Origin of the sequence: Alcaligenes sp. EGD-AK7, assembly GCF_000465875.3 — a bacterium.
Lineage (GTDB): Bacteria > Pseudomonadota > Gammaproteobacteria > Burkholderiales > Burkholderiaceae_B > Alcaligenes > Alcaligenes phenolicus.
The window spans coordinates 33,445-53,587 of record NZ_AVOG02000001.1 but is presented as its reverse complement, the minus strand read 5'-3'; the positions used below and the strand labels follow the sequence as shown (position 1 = coordinate 53,587).

Here is a 20,143-nt window from a genome sequence, read left to right as displayed (position 1 = left end):
CTATCTGGCACTGAACGTGCAATAAGGGGCAGGCAGACCGCATCACCATGACCAACTCATCCGCTACGACCTCCGACGAGCAATTATCCAAGAGCTTTGAACCCCAGGAAATCGAAACGCGCTGGTACGCGCGCTGGGAGCAAGCCGACCTTTTCAAGGGTGGCCAACATGTCCAGCCCTTGGGTGATCATCAGTCCGAACCCTTTGTGATCCAGTCCCCACCACCAAACGTCACCGGGACTTTGCACATGGGCCACGCCTTTAATCAGACCATCATGGATGGCCTGACGCGCTACCACCGCATGAAAGGCGACGATACGGTCTATATTCCCGGTACCGACCACGCCGGGATTGCGACCCAGATCATCGTGGAACGCCAGCTTGATGCCCAGAACATCAGCCGCCACGACCTGGGCCGCGAGAAATTCCTGGAAAAAGTCTGGGAGTGGAAAGAGAAGTCGGGCAATACCATTACCGGCCAGTTCCGCCGCCTGGGCGCGTCCTGTGACTGGAGCCGCGAATACTTCACCATGGACGACAATCTGTCCCGTGGCGTGCTGGAAACTTTTGTCCGTCTGTACGAGCAAGGCCTGATTTACCGCGGCAAGCGCCTGGTGAACTGGGACCCCGTGCTGGGCACCGCCGTGTCTGATCTGGAAGTGGTCAGCGAGGAAGAAGACGGCCATCTGTGGGAAATCAGCTATCCGCTGACCACACCTCAAGGCGGTCTGACCCACCTGACGGTGGCCACCACCCGCCCCGAAACCATGCTGGGCGACGTCGCCCTGATGGTGCACCCTGAAGACGAGCGCTATATCGGCCTGATCGGTCAAACCGTTACCCTGCCCCTGGTTGGCCGTTCCATCCCGATCATTGCAGACGACTACGTAGACCCGGCCTTTGGTACCGGCGTGGTGAAGGTTACTCCTGCCCACGACTTCAATGACTACGCCGTTGGCCAGCGCCACGGCCTGGAAATGATCAGCATCCTGACGCTGGATGCCCATATTGCCGACACCGCTCCCGAAGCCTACCAAGGCCTGGAGCGCTTTGCTGCACGCAAGCAAATCGTGGCCGACCTGGAAGCCCAGGGCCTGCTCAAGGCCGTCAAGCCACACAAGCTGATGGTGCCACGCGGCGACCGTACCAATACGGTTATCGAACCCATGCTGACTGACCAGTGGTTTGTCGCCATGAGCAAGCCTGCGCCAGAAGACTCCCTGCACCCCGGCAAGAGCATCACCCAGGTTGCCCTGGATGTGGTGGCCGATGGCCGTGTACGCTTCTACCCCGACAACTGGTCCAACACCTACAACCAATGGCTGAACAATATTCAGGACTGGTGTATTTCCCGTCAGCTGTGGTGGGGTCACCAGATCCCCGCCTGGTACGCCGAAGACGGCAGCCTGTTTGTCGCCCGCTCCGAAGAAGACGCTCTGGAACAAGCCCGCGCTGCTGGCGTGACCGGCCCACTGCGCCGCGACGAGGACGTGCTGGACACCTGGTTCTCCTCCGCCCTGGTGCCCTTCACCGATCTGGGCTGGCCTGAAGAAACCCCGGATCTGGCCCGTTACCTGCCCTCCAGCGTGCTGGTAACTGGCTTCGACATTATTTTCTTCTGGGTAGCCCGCATGGTCATGATGAGCATGCACCTGACTGGCCGCGTTCCGTTCAACACCGTCTACGTTCACGGACTGGTGTGCGATATGGAAGGCAAGAAGATGAGCAAATCCAAGGGCAACACGATTGACCCGGTGGACTTGATCGACGGCATCGACCTGGAAAGCCTGATACACAAGCGCACCTTTGGCTTGATGAATCCCAAGCAGGCTCAAAGCATTAGCAAGCGCACCAAGAAGGACTATCCCGATGGCATCCCCGCCTTCGGTACGGACGCGCTGCGCTTTACTATGGCCGCTTACGCCACCTTGGGTCGCAACATCAACTTCGACATGAAGCGCTGTGAAGGCTATCGCAACTTCTGCAACAAGCTGTGGAACGCCACCCGCTTTGTGCTGATGAACACCGAAGACCATGAACTGCACACCGACGCTGCTGCCGAACTGAGCTTTGCGGACCGCTGGATCATCAGCCTGCTGCAAGGCCTGGAACAGGACGCCGAGCGCGGTTTTGCCGACTACCGTTTCGACAACATCGCCAACGCCATCTACCACTTTGTCTGGGACGAGTACTGCGACTGGTACCTGGAACTGGCCAAGACCCAGATCCAGAACGGCACGCCCGAGCAGCAACTGGGCACCCGTCGCACGCTGATCCGTGTACTGGAAGTAGTACTGCGCGTGGCACACCCCATCATCCCGTTCATTACGGAAGAGCTGTGGCAGAAAGTCTCGGTGGTAGCTGGCAAACGCGCTGCCAATGAAACCACCAGCATTTCGGTCCAGCCCTACCCTATCGCCAATCCGGCCGCCATTGATGAACAGGCCATGGCACAGGTTGCAGAACTGAAAGCCCAAGTGGACGCGATTCGCGCCTTGCGCGGCGAGATGAACCTCTCGCCCGCTCAGCGCGTGCCACTGGTTGCCCAAGGTGATGCTGCAATCCTGAGCGCCAATAGCCTCTATCTGGCCAGCTTGTGCAAACTGGAAAGCGTGGAGATTGTGGACCAACTGCCCACCGACGCCGGCGCCCCAGTACAAGTGGTCGACACCACTCAGCTGATGCTGCACGTAGAGATTGACGTGGAAGCGGAGCGTATCCGCCTGTCCAAGGAAATCGAACGTCTGCAAGGTGAGATCAACAAGGCCGAAGCCAAACTGGGCAACGCCAGCTTTGTAGAACGTGCGCCCGCCGCCGTGGTTGAACAGGAGCGCCTGCGCGTGGCTCAATTCGGTGAGACACTAGCCAAGGTGAAACAGCAGTTTGAGCGTCTGGGCTAATCGCCTGAATCAGGTCTCGGTGACGAGAGAAGGCCCTGCACTAGTGCAGGGCCTTTTTGCATCTATGGTCCCTCAATCCAGCGACACTATTCCGATTACTCGTAACACACCCTCCCTGTTCATACGAAACAGAAGAACACAGGAGCATCACACCAGCGCAGACCGGTCGCGCACAGAAGCTATCCCGCACTGACACAACAAGAAAAAGCGAAGCCATCCTGAGCGCATCACCTCTTGTGATGTATTTTCCGGGCTATCCGCAAAAACGCCTGAGCAGCAGGAGAAAGCCGCTCGAAATTCAGAGCCGCCAGAGCAATTTCACGAGGCCTACACGGCTCCAGGCTGCGATAAATCACCCCTTCTGGCGGCTCCGGCAAGGCCAGCCTGCCCGCAATGGTCACAGCCACTCCTTGCGCGACAAAGCCCAACATGGAGGACAACTGCTCGAAACGGAACAAGGTCCTGGGGACCGCCCCTGCTGCCGCCAGAAACTGATCTACATGCGGGCCAGAGCCTGCCGCAGTCCGAATAAACGGCAAGTCATGGAAGTCACTGGCAGAAACACGGGCGCAAACGGCCAAATGATGCTCTGCCGGCAGCACGGCCATCAGCTCATCCTGGGCCAAGGGCAAGCAGTCAAAGCGATCATCTGGCAAGATCACAAAGCCCAGCTCCACACGCCGCTCCAGCAGCCACTGCGCCACTTCACTATCAATACCCTCGTCAATCTGCACCTCCACTTCGGGATGCGTCTGCCTGTAGCAAGCCAATAAATGCGGCAGCAAATGCAAGGACGAGGAAGCCCCAAAAGAAGCAATACGCAAGGTGCCACGGGCAATTCCCTGCTCGTAGCAGGCCTCCTGATGCAAGGCCTCTCTCTGCTGCAGGATATCGTTGGCACGTTGCAGCAATTTCGCCCCTACTTCCGTCAACTCCACTGAGGTCGGGCCACGAGAAAACAGGCAAACACCCAAATCAGTCTCCAGCTGCTTGAGCGCATGACTGACCGCACTTTGCGTAATCCCCAAGGCACTGGCTGCCCGAGAGAAGCTGCCTATCCTGGCCAGCACGGAAAAGATTTCAAGTTGGGTGAAGGTCATGAGCGTTTACTCATTCGACTATGAAGCAATAAAAGTAAATAGTACCCCTGCTGAAATCTTCTCCATAGTGGCTTGAATGAAATCTCCCAACTACTCCGTACACCTAAGTCTGATTGGCATGGCCGCTCTGTGGGGGGCCTCCTGGCCCTGGGGCCGAGTCGTGGCGCAAGCCATGCCGCCTTTGGCGGCAGCCAGTCTGCGCTTCCTGATTGCCAGCGTCGCACTGCTGCTTTGGATGAGCTGGAGCGGCCGACTGAAAGCCCTATGCACACTTGACTCCCGAGAATGGCTAGGTCTGCTTAACGCCTCGGCTTTTGGGGTATTTGGCTATTCAATTTTCTTTCTTCTGGCCCTGAAACTGGTGCCAGCAGGCAAGGCCAGCATGGTCGTTGCCCTGAACCCGGTCCTGATCCTGATACTGGCCTCTTTGTTGTTTCGCGAGCCAGTCAACAAAAAGATGAGCCTGGGAGTAATCCTGGCCGTATCAGGGGCTCTCTATGCCCTGAGTGCCGGCTCTATCAGCAGCCTCATGCCAGGCCAGAGCGGAATAGGCGAATGGCTATTACTGGGCTGTGCATTGTGCTGGGTCAGCTACACCTTGATTGGCCGCACCGTACTGACCACCGTAGATTCTCTGACCGCCACCAGCATGACCACATTGATTGGCGCAGTGCTGCTGTCCATCAGCAGCTTGGGGGTGGAGGGTCTTTCGGCCTGGGGCAGCCTGATCCATGCGCCAAGCCAAGCCTGGTACAGCGTGTTGGCCTTGGGCCTGGGTTCAACGGCTCTGGCCTTCGCCTGGTATATGCACGGCGTGAAAAGCCTGGGCGCAACATCCGCAGGCGCCTATCTGGCCCTTGTACCGCTGTTTGGCGTTTTACTGTCCAGCCTGTGGCTTAAGGAGACCCTGAACCCATCCTTGATCGGCGGAGGTTTACTGGCGATTAGCGGGATGGCCCTGATGAGCTGGGGACGGCAGACACTGAATACCAAGGACAACACCCCTGCGGAAAATTCGCAACTGCAGCTTGGCCAGTACGACTAACAAAGTCACCCAGATACAAAACGGCCCGCATAAAAACGGGCCGTTAAGGCTTGGCGAACGCTTTAAACAAAGCTATTCGCTCAAGGAAGCCAAAGATGCCAAAAAGCGCTCGTCTGCCTTGCTAAGTTCGCCACGCTGACGGGCCTGCTCAATCAACTCGGGCCGCCGCAAGGCTGTCAAACGCAGGGATTGCTCACGCCGCCATACCTGGATACGACCATGATGACCAGACATCAACACGTCGGGCACCGCCTGATCGCGGTATACCTCGGGACGCGTGTAATGCGGGCTATCCAGCAAGCCGCTATTGTCGGCATGGAAAGAGTCCTGACGAGCCGAGTCAGCGTCATTCAACACGCCGGGCAAAAGCCGAATCACGCTATCAATAATCGCCAGCGAGGCAATTTCGCCGCCAGACAGCACAAAGTCCCCCAAAGACAGTTCCTGGGTGACGCGCGCATCAATAAAGCGTTGATCGATACCTTCATAGCGACCGCAAACCAGAACCGCACCGGGACCTTGAGCCAGTTCCTGAGCCACAGCCTGGTCAAAGCGTCGCCCTGTGGGACTTAGCAAAATCACTTCCGGGCTATCGCCACGATCAGCCAAAGCCTGATCCAGGGCATCATTCAAGGGGTCAGCCAGCATGACCATGCCTGGGCCACCGCCGTAAGGACGATCGTCTACGGTACGGTGCACGTCAGTGGTGTAGTCGCGCGGGTTCCAGGTCCGCATCTGCCAGATGCCCTGTTTGTGCGCACGGCCGGTAACCCCAGCCTCGCTGACCACATCAAACATGTCCGGGAACAGGGTCAGGGCATCAAATCGCATGAGGACTCGGCAAGAGAAAAAAGCGGATACGCTTTACAAGGCTCGACCAGTCAGGCCAGAGCCATGCAGGTGCGCAGGATTGAAACGATCAAATCGCCCAGTGGCTGTGCAGCTCGCGGGCGGACATATCCACCGTATGCACAATGGCTTGCACAAAGGGAACCAGCTCTTCAAGCGGCCTGCCCTGTTCGTCCTTTACAGGAGTAAAAACACCTTCGGCATCCCAGAAGCCGCGATGCACGACCAAAATGGCATGCGCGCCGTTATCCAGCACTTCCACCACTTCGCCCAGGCTTTCAGCCTGGCCGTCCTGCTCGCCAAAGAAGCGGCAGCCGATCAGATCGACCCAATAAAATTCGTCTTCGTCCGCTTTGGGGAAAGCGGCACGGGATACCCAAACGGTATGCCCCTTGAGAGCTTGAGCCAGCTCTCGATTATCCAGACCCTCAAACTGCGCCACGATGGTTGCACCATGCTGCTTTGCGGTTTGTATCTGTCTGGGTGACACAGACGCAAAAACGCCCGCCTGAGATTCAGGCCGGGGCGTTTTTAACCACCATGTCTTTGCATTCAGCAGCGCCTTGGTTTGCATGGAATGCGGCTGGATCTTGACCCAACCACGCACACCATAAGCGGAAACAATACGACCGAGCTCAACAAGGTCAGCAGGAATCGCAGATTGCTTCACACTAAACGCTACTAAAAAAACAGGTGAATCAACTTAGGCAGCCGAAGCAACCTTAGCCGAGTATTCTTTCAACAGGCGAGCCACAGCAGGCGAAACCTGAGCACCGTTGTCGGTGAAGTGCTTAACGCGGTCCATTTGCAGACGCAGGTTTTCATGACCTTCGCCAGCAACGGGGTTGTAGAAACCCAGACGTTCGATGAAGCGACCATCACGGCGTTGGCTCGCCTCGGCGGCTACTACGTTGTAAAAAGGACGCTTTTTGGAGCCACCACGGGCCAAGCGAATTACCACCATTGATAATCCCTTTATTGTGTAAGGTAAACAAAAAATTCTAGCACTATTCTGGCAAGCATGCCAAAAGTAACACGCTAAGATAGCAGATTCAGTGCTAGATACGCAACAGACAAAGCAGTATTCTACCGCCGTCGGCTCAACGACGGCGTAAAAAATGCAGAGTTTTTTCGGCTTGCTGGTCTTGAGCCAACAGTTCGTTGCCAGTTTGGCGACAAAAAGCCTGAAAATCTTGAATGGCGTGCTGATCGGTCGTGATGACCTGCAACACTTGCCCGGATTCCAGCTGTGCCAAGGCTTTCTTGGCACGCAAGATGGGCAAGGGGCATTTCAGCCCACTTGCATCAACCTGCAGATCGCTGTTGGGCAATGCGCCGGTCTCGGACATCGTCATTAGGCACCCAATTTACTTTGAACCCAGGCCTGCACCGAGGCATTGGCCTGCGGCAGAACGCTGGCATCGGTACCGCCGCCCATGGCCATGTCAGGACGACCACCGCCCTTCCCGCCCATTTGCGAGGCCACAAAGCCCACCAGATCACCCGCCTTCACCTTGGAAGTCAGATCAGGCGTCACACCAGCCACCAGGCTGACTTTGCCGTCTGCCACGATAGACAGCAGGATCACGGCAGACTGCAGCTTGTTCTTCAACTGATCCGCCATTTCGCGCAAGGCTTTGGCTTCCACGCCTTGCAACGTGGCAACCAGCAAGCGGCTGCTGTCATTCAACGGGACAGCCTGAGCCAGCAGATCCTGGCCTGCCGAAGCAGCCAGCTTGGATTGCATTTGTTCGCGCTCGCGCTCCAGATCCTTGATCTGACCTTGCAAGGCGCTGATACGGGCAACCAGACCCTCTGGCTGCGTACGCAGACTGGCAGAAGCGTCGTTCAACAAGCGTTCCTGCGCTTGTACCCAATGCAGGCTGTTGGTGCCCGTGATGGCCTCGACACGGCGCACGCCAGCGGCTACACCGCCTTCCGAGACAATCTTGAACAGGCCAATATCGCCCGTGCGTTGAACGTGAGTACCGCCGCACAGCTCGCGCGAGAAGCCGATATCCAGTACGCGCACTTCATCGCCGTACTTTTCGCCAAACAAAGCCATGGCACCACCGCTGACAGCGTCGTCAAAGGACATCAGCTGGGCTTGCACGGCCTGGTTAGTCAGAACCTGCTCATTCACAATGGCTTCGACCTGAGCAATTTGCTCGGCCGTCATGGCGGCATCGTGAGCAAAGTCAAAACGGGTCTTTTCGGCGTCCACCAGGGAACCACGTTGCTGCACATGACCGCCCAGCACCTGACGCAAGGCCTTGTGCATCAAGTGCGTGGCCGAGTGATTACGGATCACGCGCTCACGACGCTCGGTATCCACCTGGGCTTGAACGGTCTGGCCCACTGTCAGCGTGCCTGCGTTCAGCACACCTTGGTGGCCGAAAACCTGATTGGAAATCTTTTGAGTATCTTGCACTTCAAAGGACAGGCCCTTGGCATCGCTCAAGATACCGGCATCCCCCACCTGACCACCGGATTCGGCGTAGAAAGGGGTGGCATCCAGAACCACCACCGCTTGCTGGCCTTGGGCCACGGACTGCACAGAGGTGCCATCCACATACAAGGCGGTAACCGTGCCGCTGCCTTCCAGGGTGGTGTAACCATCAAAGCGGGTTTGCACGCCGGAGTAGCTCAGGCCTTCGGCTGTTTTGAACTTGCCCGAAGCGCGTGCCATCTGACGCTGGTTTTCCATGGCAACTTCAAAACCGTCCAGATCGACCTCAATGCCACGTTCGCGGCAGATGTCGGCGGTCAAGTCCACGGGGAAACCGTAGGTGTCATACAAGGTGAACAGCGTCTGGCCATCCAGCTTGGCATTCTCCGGCAGGTTGGCCAAAGCGCCTTCCAGAATGCGCATGCCATTTTCCAGCGTTTCGCTGAAACGCTCTTCTTCCTGGCGCAGCACTTGTTCGATACGCTCGCGCTGGCTAATCAGCTCGGGGTAGGCTTCGCCCATGGTCAGACCCAGATCCTGTACCAAACGGTAGAAGAACAAGCCCTTCTGACCCAGCTTGTGACCGTGACGCAAGGCGCGGCGAATAATGCGGCGCAACACATAGCCACGGCCTTCATTGCTGGGGATCACCCCGTCAATAATCAGGAAGCTGCAAGCACGGATGTGGTCAGCAATCACCTTGAGCGAATTGTTGCTCAAGTCGCTGGTCTTGGTTTCGCGTGCGGCGGCCTGAATCAGGGATTGGAACAGGTCGATTTCGTAGTTGGAATGCACGTGCTGCAGCACAGCCGAAATACGCTCCAGGCCCATGCCGGTGTCCACACAAGGCTTGGGCAGCGGCGTCATGGTGCCGTCGGCGGAACGCTCGAACTGCATGAACACCAGATTCCATACTTCGATATAGCGGTCGCCGTCTTCTTCAGGCGATCCGGGAGGGCCACCCCAAACGTCAGCGCCGTGATCGTAGAAGATTTCCGAACAAGGACCACAGGGGCCGGTATCGGCCATCTGCCAGAAGTTGTCCGAGTTGTAGCGTACGCCACCCTTATCGCCGATGCGGATGATGCGCTCTTTGGGCACACCAATTTCCGAAGCCCAGATATCGTAGGCCTCATCGTCTTCTTGATAGACGGTGACCCAGAGTTTCTCTGCAGGCAGCTTGTAAACCGTCGTCAGCAGCTCCCAGGCATAGCGAATGGCGTCTTGCTTGAAGTAGTCGCCAAAGCTGAAGTTGCCCAGCATTTCAAAAAAGGTGTGGTGGCGGGCGGTGTAGCCCACATTTTCCAGGTCATTGTGCTTGCCACCGGCACGAACACAGCGCTGAGAGCTGGTTGCACGGTTGTAGGGTCGGGTTTCCTTGCCCGTGAACACATCTTTGAACTGCACCATCCCTGCGTTAGTGAACAGCAAGGTCGGGTCATTGCCTGGTACCAGCGAAGCCGAGGAGACGATGTGATGTCCCTTGGATTCAAAAAAAGAAAGAAACTTCTGACGAATTTCTGAGGTTTTCATTACATGCAACGCGATGGAAAATTTAACTGCCTATTATAAGACGATCAGCCTTGCAGCCCATGCGCGCGCTGCGCTGGCACAACACCTGCCGCCCCGGCAAAGCAGTGAGAAGCCAGGACGCCACACTCCCTGTACGAGCGGCTGCGTAAGCGTCAAATAGTACTGTTTTCAGCGGGCAGAAACAACAATTCCGACCCTGGCGAGTCGGAATGTGAAGGCACCCTGCTCATATTCAGGATGTCGTCCTGACGGGCCAGGAGGCATGAACCCTGGCCCTGCCTCGATCAGGCCTTGGGCTGATAGGGATGATGCTCGGCCCAATGACGAGCAATATCCACACGACGGCAAACCCAGACACGCTCGTGCGATTGCACGTAATCCAGGAAGCGCTGCAAGGCACGGAAGCGGCCAGGACGGCCAATCAGACGGCAATGCAAACCGATGGACAACATCTTGGGGGCTTCTTCACCTTCTTCGTAGAGCACGTCAAACGCGTCTTTCAGGTAGGAGAAGAAATGATCGCCGGTGTTAAAGCCCTGAGGAGCCGCAAAGCGCATGTCATTGCTATCCAGGGTGTAAGGCACGATCAATTGCGGCTTGACCGTATTGTCACTGAGTTGAACCTCGGTCCAGAACGGCAGATCATCACCGTAGTAATCGGAGCTGTACAGGAACTGGCCTTCTTCTGCCACCAGACGCAAGGTGTTGGGGCTGTCACGGCCGGTGTACCAGCCTTCGGGATGGTGGCCCAGCAAGTCCGTCAGCACTTTCACGCACTGGCGCATATGCTCGCGCTCCACCTCTTCGGACACGTTCTGGTAGTGAATCCAGCGGTAACCGTGGCACGCGATTTCATGGCCCAGGCGTACAAACTCCTGTGCCAGCTCAGGATGACGCTCCAGCGCCATACCCACACCGAAAATGGTCATGGGCAAGCCGCGTTTCTCAAACTCTTTCAGAATCCGCCAGACACCGGCACGCGAGCCGTATTCGTAAATGGATTCCATGGACAGGTGACGGTCCGGGTAAGCGGCCGCACCAATAATTTCGGACAGGAACTGCTCGGAGCCCGGGTCACCGTGCAGAACGCAGTTCTCGCCGCCTTCTTCATAGTTCAAGACAAACTGCACCGCGATGCGCGCCCGATCAGGCCATTGTGCATGAGGCACGTTTTTACCGTAACCGACCAGGTCACGAGGGTACTTACTCAAGGACATACCGTCTCCGTTTAGCGTTTTACGCTGAGGGCCAGCCAAGGATCGGCAGCATTGCCATCACCCGCTTCGCTCATGCGATGTTCACAATCACTTAAGTGATGATGCATAGCCAGATGCGCGCCTTCGGCATCGCCCTGACTAAGCTTGTCCAAAATCTCTTTGTGCTCGTAAAACGAGCACGCCTGTTCGCCCGGTGTATCGTGATACGCAATGATGAGCGTGGTGCGGGCGCACAAGGTGTGCATCAACTCGGTCAGCTCATCATTGCCAGCGCAGCGCGCCAGCATCACGTGAAACGCATTGGACAGGCGCAACCAGCTGATGCGGTCGCCATGTTCAAAGGCGTGTTGTTCACGCTCCACCATGTCATACAGGCCAGCCAGACGCTCCGGCAGATCCGGGTAGCTGATCAGTTTTTGCAGAATCAAGGCTTCCAGATCACGCCGCAGTTCAAACACGTCCCGTGTTTGCTTGGCCGTCGGCTTCCAAACAAAAGCACCCCGATTGGGTTCAATGACCACAATCTTGTCGTGTTCGAGGGCAGCCAGCGCCGCACGAACGGTCGCCCGCGAGCACTCGAAAATCGTGCACAGCGTGGCTTCCGTCAGTTTGGTTCCAGGCAAAAGACGACGGTCAACGACCGCATCAAAGATCTGGCTATAAACACGCCCGACCTCGCTATCTGCCATGCCTCCCTCTAGCAGCGAGGAGGCGCTGGGCGCTTGGGATTCACTGCTCATCCCCTCTTGCCGCCGTATCTGAAGCATAGAATTTCTCGTTATTGACTATTGACAATTATTCGGTACCCCGACAAAATCGTCAACATAAATTGTCGACAATCTGATTCCTCAAACAGAGCGACAGTTTCGGGGCCTCAACCCAGCGCACTGATCCTTGCACCGTTGGCCCCCGGCCGGTTCTCAAAACTGGGCTCGCTGGACCTTTTTTGATCACCATAAACCGGAGACATTTATGGGAAAGCTATCAACCCATGTCCTTGACACGACTCAAGGGCGCCCAGCCAGCGGCGTGCGCGTCGATCTTTATTCCATCGAAAACGATCAACGCACTCTGATCAAAACCACTCACACCAACAGCGACGGTCGCTGTGATGAGCCCCTGCTGCAAGGCGAGGCCATGCACACGGGCGTTTTTGAACTGGTGTTCCATGCAGGTGACTACTTTGCCGCCAGCGGTGTGGCTCTGCCCGAGCCACGCTTTGTGGATCAGGTCGGCATTCGCTTTGGTATCGCTGATGCCAATGCCAATTACCACGTACCTCTGGTCGTGACCCCCTGGTCCTGGTCTACCTATCGCGGCAGCTGATCGCGTATCCAAGTCGACTTTTCGCTTCTATACGAAACCACTCTGATACGAGATCTTTATGTACGCTTACCTACTTGAGTACGGCAACCTGCTGTTGCGCTGGTTGCACGTGATTGCGGCTGTCGCCTGGATCGGCGAGTCCATCTACTTTGTGATGCTGGACAATGGCCTGAAACCGCCCAAAGGCGAAGAAAGCAAGAAACGCGGTGTGTTTGGCGAGATGTGGGCTGTCCACGGCGGCGGCTTCTATCACAACCAGAAATACCTGACCAACCCGGCTGAACTGCCTGATGACCTGCACTGGTCTTTCTGGAAGTCCTACACCACCTGGTTGTCCGGCTTCTTCCTGTTCGCCCTGCTCTACCTGACCAAGCCCGAGTTCTATCTGGTCAACCCCAACAGTCCCTGGGAATGGGCGGCTCAAATGACAGGCACTCAGGCCAACGTGATGGCCATTGCCTTCCTGGTACTGGGCTGGGTGGTCTATAACGGCCTGTGCCGCCTGATCAGCCCCAACATGAACCGCGACGGCCTGCTAAGCGTGGCAGTAGCCATCATGATGGTGGTCGTGGCTTACCTGAGCGCCCACATCTTCTCGGGTCGTGCTGCTTTCCTGCTGACCGGTGCTGTCATGGCCACCAGCATGTCGGCCAACGTGTTCTTCTGGATCATTCCCGGCCAGCGCCGCATGGTCAAGGCACTGAAAGCCGGTCAGGCGCCCAACCCTCTGGATGGCAAGCGCGGCAAACAGCGTTCGGTACACAATACCTACTTCACGCTGCCTGTCCTGCTGCTGATGCTGAGCAACCACTACTCGTTCACGTATAACAACCCCAATGCGTGGATCATCATGGTGCTGTTCATCTTTGCCGGTGCCCTGATCCGTCAATACTTCGTGCTGATGCACGCTGGCATCAAAAAGCCTGCCTACCCGGCTGCCGGTGTTGTGCTGCTGCTGATCGTGGGTTACCTGGCGGCTCCTGCCAGCTTGAAGGGTGAAGTTGCCAGTGCACCTGAAGCTGCCAACGGTGCGGAAACAATCAGTGTTGCCCGTGTCCAGGAAATCATGGACGCACGATGTGTTCAGTGTCACGCGGTCAAGCCCAATGCCGACTTCGGCTTTACGGCTGCCCCTGCCGGCATGTTGCTCGATACCATCGACAACACGGTACTGCACGCCGAACAGGTCAAGACCGTAGTGCACTCCAAGTACATGCCCTTGGGTAACATGACGCAAATGACCGACGAAGAGCGTGCCGCCATTGCCGCTTGGAGCGGTACCCGCGACTAATGCAGAACAAGGCTCAAGCCTGACGAGCGACAAGCTCCGTAGTAACTTCCAACCCCGATATGATGAAAATCATGTCGGGGTTTTTTCTTGCTTCGGGTCTATGAAGCCGCCTGTCTGGTCTGCTGCTGCACGAACCCACGGCCTTGCTGATTCAAGAACAGTCAGGCGTAAAACCTGCAAAGCAGTAAGCCTGGGCTTCTGCGGATCGCAGAAGTCCTGTCACACTTGGCCCTGCCCGGAAGGCAAACATAGTTTGATGGATTGCAGTTCAGGTTGCGGTTGCGGTTGCGGTTGCGGTTGCGGTTGCGGTTGCGGTTGCGGTTGCGCAGCTTGAGCCTGGGTTTGCCCTATTTCAAGCTCAATACAGCGACTACTCAAAGACAAGAGGCGCATGGACCGATCGCGCTCACGCCCTATCGGCCAAAGCTGTCCTTGCTGAAACAAGAGCAGACGCTGCTCATGCTGCACTTCAGCTAGCAACTGGGTGTCTTTTCCATAGATCGCTTTCAGCTTCAATGCAGGGGTGGGCTTACTGGATTTGATCTTGGCCACATCAGGCTGACTTGCCCTCTCTTGCTCCTGTGGTGTCCTCAAGCAGGACGACATGTTCTGCCGCGCCTGTTCGGCTTCCAGCAACAGCATCTCCCTTACTATCGTCGCCATGGTTTCCATCGCCCAAGCCGGTGCACTAAACATCAGCGTCAGACCAAACAGAATGCTCAAAAGGGGTCTGCATATAATCGGCCAGATCTTGATCAGCCAGATCCCGCTGCGCAGATTCATAAACATAGCCTTCCAGCTCCACGATAAAAGCGCTGCCCAGCAGCGAGGGGTAAGACCGCGAATTCAATGACAAGCTCATACGCTCCCAGTGCAGTTCAGGAAGCTGGGCCGCCAGTAAATACACCGAACGCAGGGGCGATTGACTGAGCCAGGAGCGGCGCCACACGCCTGCCCTTGTTTGCTCATTTTCGGCGGAGGATTCAACCCACTGAGCAGGGCTCAATGACAAGCGCATAAACGCAGGCTGCACGGCCGCCAGCTTGGCATGCAAACCTGGAGATGCCGCAGTTGGCATTCGCGTCTGATCTTTCGTTTCCAAGAACTGAGGAATCCATGTCTGATACCCGCGCCGGATACTCAAAGCCCCCTGCCCCAAGCCGGTGAACTCCAGCACATTCGGCTCACGAATCTGGCTATTCATGGCCGCACTAAAACTTTGCACACCCTCAAACCCGTAATGTGCCCTGCACTCCCACAAGCCGGCCTGACGGCGACAATCCACCTGCTGCAATTGCCAGTCTGCCCCCTGAGCAGGAAGCTCCTCAATCAAGCTCAACACGGCCTGAATACTGGTCAAACCAAGTTCTTCCTGGGCTAGGCTTTGCTCCCAATCAGGCACATTCGCAACCAAGTGCCTCCGCAGATCAAGGGACGACATGCCCCCAAGCGCAGCCATCACCAACAAAGACAAAAGCGCCAGACGGAGCGGGATCTTTTCACACCACCTAGCATGCCTGACAGGCTGGCGCTGCATGCGGCCCTGCGGTCTTCTGCCTTGCTCCAGACAAACCCATAAATCATCAGGTTGCCGCAGTTCGCGTATGGAGGGATAACGCGCCTGCATGGCCCGCCGTAAGGTCTGCACTTGCCCGATCTGAGCCAGGAGGCAATCGCTACCTTCCATCACCTGACCATGTTCAAGCACCAGAAACCACAAACGGCCAGGAGCCACCGTCCATAAAAGAAAAACTGCGTCCTGAGGGTGGTGGGCAGCCATACAAGCAGCCGCAGAATAAGCCTGAACTCGCGTTAGTCTGGCTCTTGAAGGCCCATTCTGGGCCAAGCGCAAGACAGATTGGGGCCTCCGGCTGTTCAGCCAACAACTTGGAACCCAAGCCATTGCCTGCCCTGCTGTTCGTCCTGCTGTTTGCCCTGCTCTTTGTCCTGCTACATCCTCATCAGTCTTTTCCTGTACTTGTTGTAGTTCTTCTATTTGCCTTTCCGTTTGCTTACGTGCCTGTTCTCTCAGCCCCCCTTTCACTCCCATCAAGCAAGTCCAATACGATCTCTTCATTCGACGATTTTGAGTCCGCCGCATACCGTCCCTGGCATCCACCCACTGCAACCCAAACCAGTACTCCCGCTCAGGCAAGGCAGAACTCATTTCACACCTCGACCAATTAAGTCCCCTGTCCCTGACCCGTCTACTTGTCGCAATCCAGACTGCTGCCCCAAAGCCTGAGAACTCTCATCGCGATACAGCTCAATACGGCCTGCCTGATAACGCCACTTCAGGCCATATACCGCTGCAACCTGATCCAACAAGGCTGACAAACGCAGTTGTTCAAAAATCAGACCTCCCTGCCGAGCCGATTCCGACCCCTCCTGCCCAGCGGTTCGTGGCGGGAAATGCGTTAAAGGCAAACGAGCCTGCGGGCTAATGAAAACGCTCAGATCAGACAATAAAGACAAACGACGCGCCAGCTCATCCAGATCGGGCAAAGGCGCTTCCAAAGAAAAACTGAAGGTTTGTCTGGAGCGCAATGCCGCTGGCAAGGCAGCCGGTTTTCGTAAAGGCACCGCCGCCCCCAGCAACCAGGGCTTGTCGACAGACTGAGCATGGGCCACGGAGGATGGACTGTTGCCATCCAACACCACGGCATCATCCAGCCATGCCTGATCAACATGCTGCCCTGCTGTTTGCAAGCTGCAAGCCGCTATCAGCGGCAAAAACAAGAGACAGAGATAATTCATGACTGTCCCTCGGGCGAAGCGCTGGGATCACAGGCTTGCGGCCAAGCCAGAATCCTGAGCACCTGATTTGAGTAAAAACAGGCCTGCAAAGGATGAGCATTCAGTTGGGCAGCCGCCAACAACTGAGCCACAGCAGTCTCAAAGTCCCCCTCAAAGCGAGCCGCCGCCTTGATAGGGAAATCAACCTCCAAAGTCCAATGCTCAGGTGCAAAAACCCATTGCGCTTGCTTAGCCCATCGGACTAATGCCTGCCTCAAGGTTCTATCCTTGATTCGCAGTTCAAAAACAGGCTCTGCAATGGACTGTGCATCCACACCAGGAGCTGAGACTGGCAGCAACTCTGAACGGGCTTGAAAGGCTTGTGTCTGCAACACGTTCCCGGGAGCAGGCTCGCCCTCCTTCACTTGAGCCGCCATCCAATCTGGCGCAGGCTTTCCAGAAAACAGACTACTTTGCTCGGAAGAGCGGATATCAGAACGACTTAGGGGGAAATGGCTTGGCGAAGAATCACTACGCTGGGAGAGACTGGCTCGGGCTTGCTGCTGATCCTTCTGTTGACTACGGTCCTGTGGCAAGGCATCCGATGCCTCTACGCCAAGTGTTGCAGCACCCTCAGCATGGGCACTCTTGCGCCCTAAACTAGCCTGCGCCTGTGCTCGTCCGGCCCGAAATATCAACTCCGTCCACAGGCCTTCAATCACTTGAAACTGCCCCAAGGGCTTCAAAGACAGCAGCGTTTCCTGTCCATTCCTGCGCCCCAACACCGCTGGCAGCATCTGCTCCGGTGCAAAATGCAGCCAGATACGCCTGCCGTTATCAAACACCTGCATAGGGCCGACTTGAGGGTCGCCAGACAAGCGCCAATCGAAGTTAAAGACGCGTGTTCCCGGATCAGCCAACAGGCCATCAGGCCCCTGACTGGTCTGACAGGCAGACAACCCCAGGCCACACATCAGCAAGACGCAGAAACGGACAAGAAAACGCATTGCGAGCACCCAAAGAAAAAACCCCATGTCCCGTCAAGGGCATGGGGTTTATCTTCAAGGATGCTCGCTCAAGCCGCTAGATCGGCTTGTACGCACAGATAAATCAGCGTCCTTTCTGAGCCACCAGTCGGTTGGCTTCCGTGGCGGCGGTACGCAAGGCCGTCATGGCAGGTTGCTGACCGTCCAGCGCGCTTTCCAGGCTCTGGTTGAACACGGCGCGAATCTGGCGGTAGTTACGGAAGTTGCCCTTGGCTGTACCCGATGTACCGCTGCTGTAGGCGCCCACCAGGTGCATCCAGTCGCCCTTGTCCTTGTAGTAGTCGCTACCCGTCGCGTTAAAGGCTTCACGGCTTACAGGCAAAAAGCCTGTTTTCTGATACCAGCGAGCGGCATTCTCTGGCTGGGCCAACCAGCTGATGAAGCGGGCCGAGGCCTGGTTCTGTTCAGCATTATGGCCTTTCACCGCCCACAGCGCCGAGCCGGTCACAAAAGGCTTGCCGGGGGTTTGGGTGACTTCAGGGTAGTAAGGCAGACCAGTCACAGCGTACTTCAGGCCGCGCGTGTCGCTGTACTCACCGATATGGCCGGAGTTGGAGAACATGACTGCACATTCACCCTTGGCAAAACGCTGGGGCGACTCGGGCAAGGTGCCGGGTTTGACCATCAGCTCGGATTTCACCCAGCTGATCATCATGGACAAGTGACGGATATACATCACGTCAAAATCAAAGCCTACTTTGCCTTTAACCTTGGGGCCGGGTGCCAGACCGTAAATCTGGTTATTAACCGCTGCCAGGTTTTCCAGGTTGATGGAGACAGACTGGTCGGAGGTCAAAGGACAACGGCGCGAGCCTTTATTGGCCAGATCAACCAGTTGAGCTTGCAAGTCCAGCCAGACGCGGCTGGGCACGGGAGGCTCGATCTTGGCTTTATCAAACGCTTCCAGGTTGTAGTACATGACCGGAATTTCGGCCATGTAGGGGAAGCCTTGCAATTGGCCACGGCCATTGCGCACAAAGGAATTCGAGGCCAGGAACCAGGACACATTGTCCATTTTTTCCCGAGCCAGCAAGGTGTGCATGGGCATGATGTAGGAGCGGTCGGCGACCTCGTCCAGGCCGGACATCTCGCCTAACTGCACCAGATTGGGCAAATCCTTGCCCGCTTGCATGACCTGCTCCAAAGAGGCTTCTGTGTCATGCGCCTTGACCGACACCTTGACGTCGCTCTGGCTACGATTGAAATCCCGAACCAAGCGTTCGAACTCGTCCTGATTGTGCGAGTTCAAAGCGGTCCAGACCTGAATATCAACGGCTGCCAGGGCGGTCGACCCGAACAGCAAAGCGGCTGAGCCACCCGCTGCCATCGCCAAAGCCATAACACCACGTTTCAACAGTAATCCGCGTAGATTTTTCATACATCCTTCAAGATAAAAAAGGAAATTCAGGTTCGGGTTTGTGCCCCATGACCAGGTCCGCCAAGGCTCGGCCAGAGCCTATGCCCATGGTCCACCCCAAGGTGCCATGCCCGGTATTCAGGTACAGGTTGGGAATGGAGGATCGGCCTATCAGTGGGACATTTGATGCTGTGGCAGGACGCAGTCCTGACCAGAAATGAACATTATCAAAATCCAATGCGCTTGGGAACAGATCAGCCACATGCGTTAACAAAGCCTGACAGCGGGCGGGGTTCAAGCTACGCGTATAGCCCGACAATTCGGCCGTTCCAGCAACCCGCAGGCTATCGCCCAGGCGGGAAAAAACCAGTTTGTGATCTTTATCTGTCAGGCTGACAGTAGGCGCGCCCTCGGGGACCAGCACCGGGAAGGTGGCCGAATAGCCTTTGGCCGGATAAACGGGGCAGGAAATTCCCAGCGGCTGCAGGACGGTAGGGCTGAAACTGCCCATGGCCACCACGAAGGCGTCTGCCTGTATGGAGTCGTACGCACCATCCGCGCCTATAACCTCGACCCCCACCACTCGGCCCTTGGCCGTCAGCAAACGGGTGATTTGAGTAGAAAAGCGAAACTCCACTCCGGCTCGCCTGGCCATGGCCGCCAAACCGCAGGTGAATTGATTGGCATCGCCCGACTCATCGTCTTTGGTGTAGTCGCCACCCACGATCTGGCCGCGCGCTGATGCCAGGGCAGGCTCCAGCTGCACCAGTTCGTCCACGCTCATGATGCGGCGGTCCACTCCCATATCTCGCATGACGTCGGCCATTTGCTGGGAGTCGTCCAGGCTTTGGGCATCCCGGTAAAACGTAATGATGCCTTTTTCCTGATGGCGATAATCAAAATCCAGGCTGGGACGCAATTGCTTGAGCGTGCTGCGGCTGTATTCCGCCATGGCCACCAGCGCGCGCACATTGGGCGCAACCCGCCCCGGCAGGCACTCTCGCAAGAAAGACAGGCACCAGCGCCACTGGCGCAGGTCCAGACGCGGACGGAACAACAAGGGAGCATCGTCCTGCAACAACCATTTCAGCAGTTTGAGCGGCATTTTCGGGTTGGCCCAGGGCTCGGCATACGAGACCGAGATTTGCCCGCCATTGGCACGCGAGGTTTCCTGCGCGGGACCGGTTCCCCGATCCACGACCACCACCTCACAACCTTGCTGGCTGAGCCACCAGGCAGTTGATACCCCAATAATGCCGCTGCCCAGAACTGCTACTTTCATGTGTACTGTCCG

18 protein-coding genes are annotated in these 20,143 nt (G+C 56.7%); 4 read left to right on the top strand and 14 right to left on the bottom strand.

Annotation, left to right across the window (positions count from 1 at the left end):
* The first annotated feature begins 47 nt into the window (after positions 1–47).
* A complete protein-coding gene (locus N879_RS00220) occupies positions 48–2,900 on the top strand; it encodes a valine--tRNA ligase (RefSeq protein WP_021446476.1) in 2,853 nt (950 codons plus the stop codon).
* Between the two features lie 227 nt (positions 2,901–3,127).
* Here N879_RS00220 and N879_RS00215 read toward each other — a convergent pair whose 3' ends face one another.
* Positions 3,128–4,000 (bottom strand): LysR family transcriptional regulator, encoded by an 873-nt coding sequence (locus tag N879_RS00215; protein ID WP_009455889.1) that lies wholly within the window; start codon positions 3,998–4,000, stop codon positions 3,128–3,130.
* A 76-nt stretch (positions 4,001–4,076) separates the two neighbouring features.
* Here N879_RS00215 and N879_RS00210 point away from each other — a divergent pair, with 76 nt between their 5' ends.
* Complete coding sequence (locus tag N879_RS00210; RefSeq protein ID WP_021446475.1) at positions 4,077–5,045, top strand: DMT family transporter; 969 nt, start codon at positions 4,077–4,079, stop codon at positions 5,043–5,045.
* A 72-nt stretch (positions 5,046–5,117) separates the two neighbouring features.
* On the opposite strand, the gene trmD is transcribed toward N879_RS00210, so the two are convergent.
* The 7 genes from trmD to N879_RS00175 form a co-directional block, all read right to left on the bottom strand.
* On the bottom strand, positions 5,118–5,876 hold the full coding sequence (gene trmD / locus N879_RS00205) for a tRNA (guanosine(37)-N1)-methyltransferase TrmD (RefSeq protein WP_009455895.1): 759 nt from the start codon (positions 5,874–5,876) through the stop codon (positions 5,118–5,120).
* Positions 5,877–5,964: 88 nt separating this feature from the next.
* Positions 5,965–6,564 carry a ribosome maturation factor RimM gene (rimM, locus tag N879_RS00200; RefSeq protein WP_009455896.1) on the bottom strand — a complete coding sequence of 200 codons (600 nt, stop codon included), beginning with the start codon at positions 6,562–6,564 and terminating at the stop codon, positions 5,965–5,967.
* A 33-nt stretch (positions 6,565–6,597) separates the two neighbouring features.
* Positions 6,598–6,858, bottom strand: coding sequence for a 30S ribosomal protein S16 (gene rpsP, locus N879_RS00195; protein WP_009455906.1), 261 nt, complete (start codon positions 6,856–6,858; stop codon positions 6,598–6,600).
* A gap of 136 nt (positions 6,859–6,994) precedes the next feature.
* On the bottom strand, positions 6,995–7,249 hold the full coding sequence (locus tag N879_RS00190) for a sulfurtransferase TusA family protein (protein WP_009455909.1): 255 nt from the start codon (positions 7,247–7,249) through the stop codon (positions 6,995–6,997).
* Positions 7,249–9,876 (bottom strand): alanine--tRNA ligase, encoded by a 2,628-nt coding sequence (gene alaS / locus N879_RS00185; RefSeq protein ID WP_009455911.1) that lies wholly within the window; start codon positions 9,874–9,876, stop codon positions 7,249–7,251. The genes N879_RS00190 and alaS overlap by 1 nt, the downstream gene beginning before the upstream one ends.
* A 284-nt stretch (positions 9,877–10,160) precedes the next feature.
* Positions 10,161–11,093, bottom strand: coding sequence for an allantoinase PuuE (gene puuE / locus N879_RS00180; protein WP_021446474.1), 933 nt, complete (start codon positions 11,091–11,093; stop codon positions 10,161–10,163).
* An 11-nt stretch (positions 11,094–11,104) separates the two neighbouring features.
* Complete coding sequence (locus tag N879_RS00175) at positions 11,105–11,833, bottom strand: GntR family transcriptional regulator (RefSeq protein WP_009455917.1); 729 nt, start codon at positions 11,831–11,833, stop codon at positions 11,105–11,107.
* Positions 11,834–12,065: 232 nt separating this feature from the next.
* Between N879_RS00175 and uraH the strand changes: the two genes are divergently transcribed.
* Positions 12,066–12,419 carry a hydroxyisourate hydrolase gene (gene uraH / locus N879_RS00170; protein WP_009455919.1) on the top strand — a complete coding sequence of 118 codons (354 nt, stop codon included), beginning with the start codon at positions 12,066–12,068 and terminating at the stop codon, positions 12,417–12,419.
* A gap of 58 nt (positions 12,420–12,477) precedes the next feature.
* Positions 12,478–13,710, top strand: a complete 1,233-nt coding sequence (locus N879_RS00165) for a urate hydroxylase PuuD (protein WP_009455921.1) — start codon at positions 12,478–12,480, stop codon at positions 13,708–13,710.
* 219 nt (positions 13,711–13,929) lie between these two features.
* Here N879_RS00165 and N879_RS20605 read toward each other — a convergent pair whose 3' ends face one another.
* The 6 genes from N879_RS20605 to N879_RS00135 all read right to left on the bottom strand — a co-directional run bounded on the left by N879_RS20605 (position 13,930) and on the right by N879_RS00135 (position 20,131).
* Positions 13,930–14,433 (bottom strand): hypothetical protein, encoded by a 504-nt coding sequence (locus N879_RS20605; RefSeq protein WP_152978299.1) that lies wholly within the window; start codon positions 14,431–14,433, stop codon positions 13,930–13,932.
* Positions 14,399–15,337, bottom strand: coding sequence for a hypothetical protein (locus N879_RS00155; RefSeq protein WP_152978298.1), 939 nt, complete (start codon positions 15,335–15,337; stop codon positions 14,399–14,401). The genes N879_RS20605 and N879_RS00155 overlap by 35 nt, the downstream gene beginning before the upstream one ends.
* 536 nt (positions 15,338–15,873) lie before the next feature.
* Positions 15,874–16,467: a hypothetical protein gene (locus N879_RS00150; RefSeq protein WP_009455924.1), complete on the bottom strand. Its 594-nt coding sequence runs from the start codon at positions 16,465–16,467 to the stop codon at positions 15,874–15,876.
* Positions 16,464–17,453, bottom strand: a complete 990-nt coding sequence (locus N879_RS00145; protein WP_009455925.1) for a TcpQ domain-containing protein — start codon at positions 17,451–17,453, stop codon at positions 16,464–16,466. The genes N879_RS00150 and N879_RS00145 overlap by 4 nt, the downstream gene beginning before the upstream one ends.
* A gap of 103 nt (positions 17,454–17,556) precedes the next feature.
* The gene (locus tag N879_RS00140; RefSeq protein WP_009455926.1) at positions 17,557–18,870 is read right to left on the bottom strand and encodes an extracellular solute-binding protein; all 1,314 of its coding nucleotides are present in this window, start codon (positions 18,868–18,870) and stop codon (positions 17,557–17,559) included.
* Positions 18,871–18,877: 7 nt separating this feature from the next.
* Positions 18,878–20,131, bottom strand: a complete 1,254-nt coding sequence (locus tag N879_RS00135; protein ID WP_021446472.1) for a D-amino acid dehydrogenase — start codon at positions 20,129–20,131, stop codon at positions 18,878–18,880.
* Positions 20,132–20,143 lie beyond the last annotated feature (12 nt).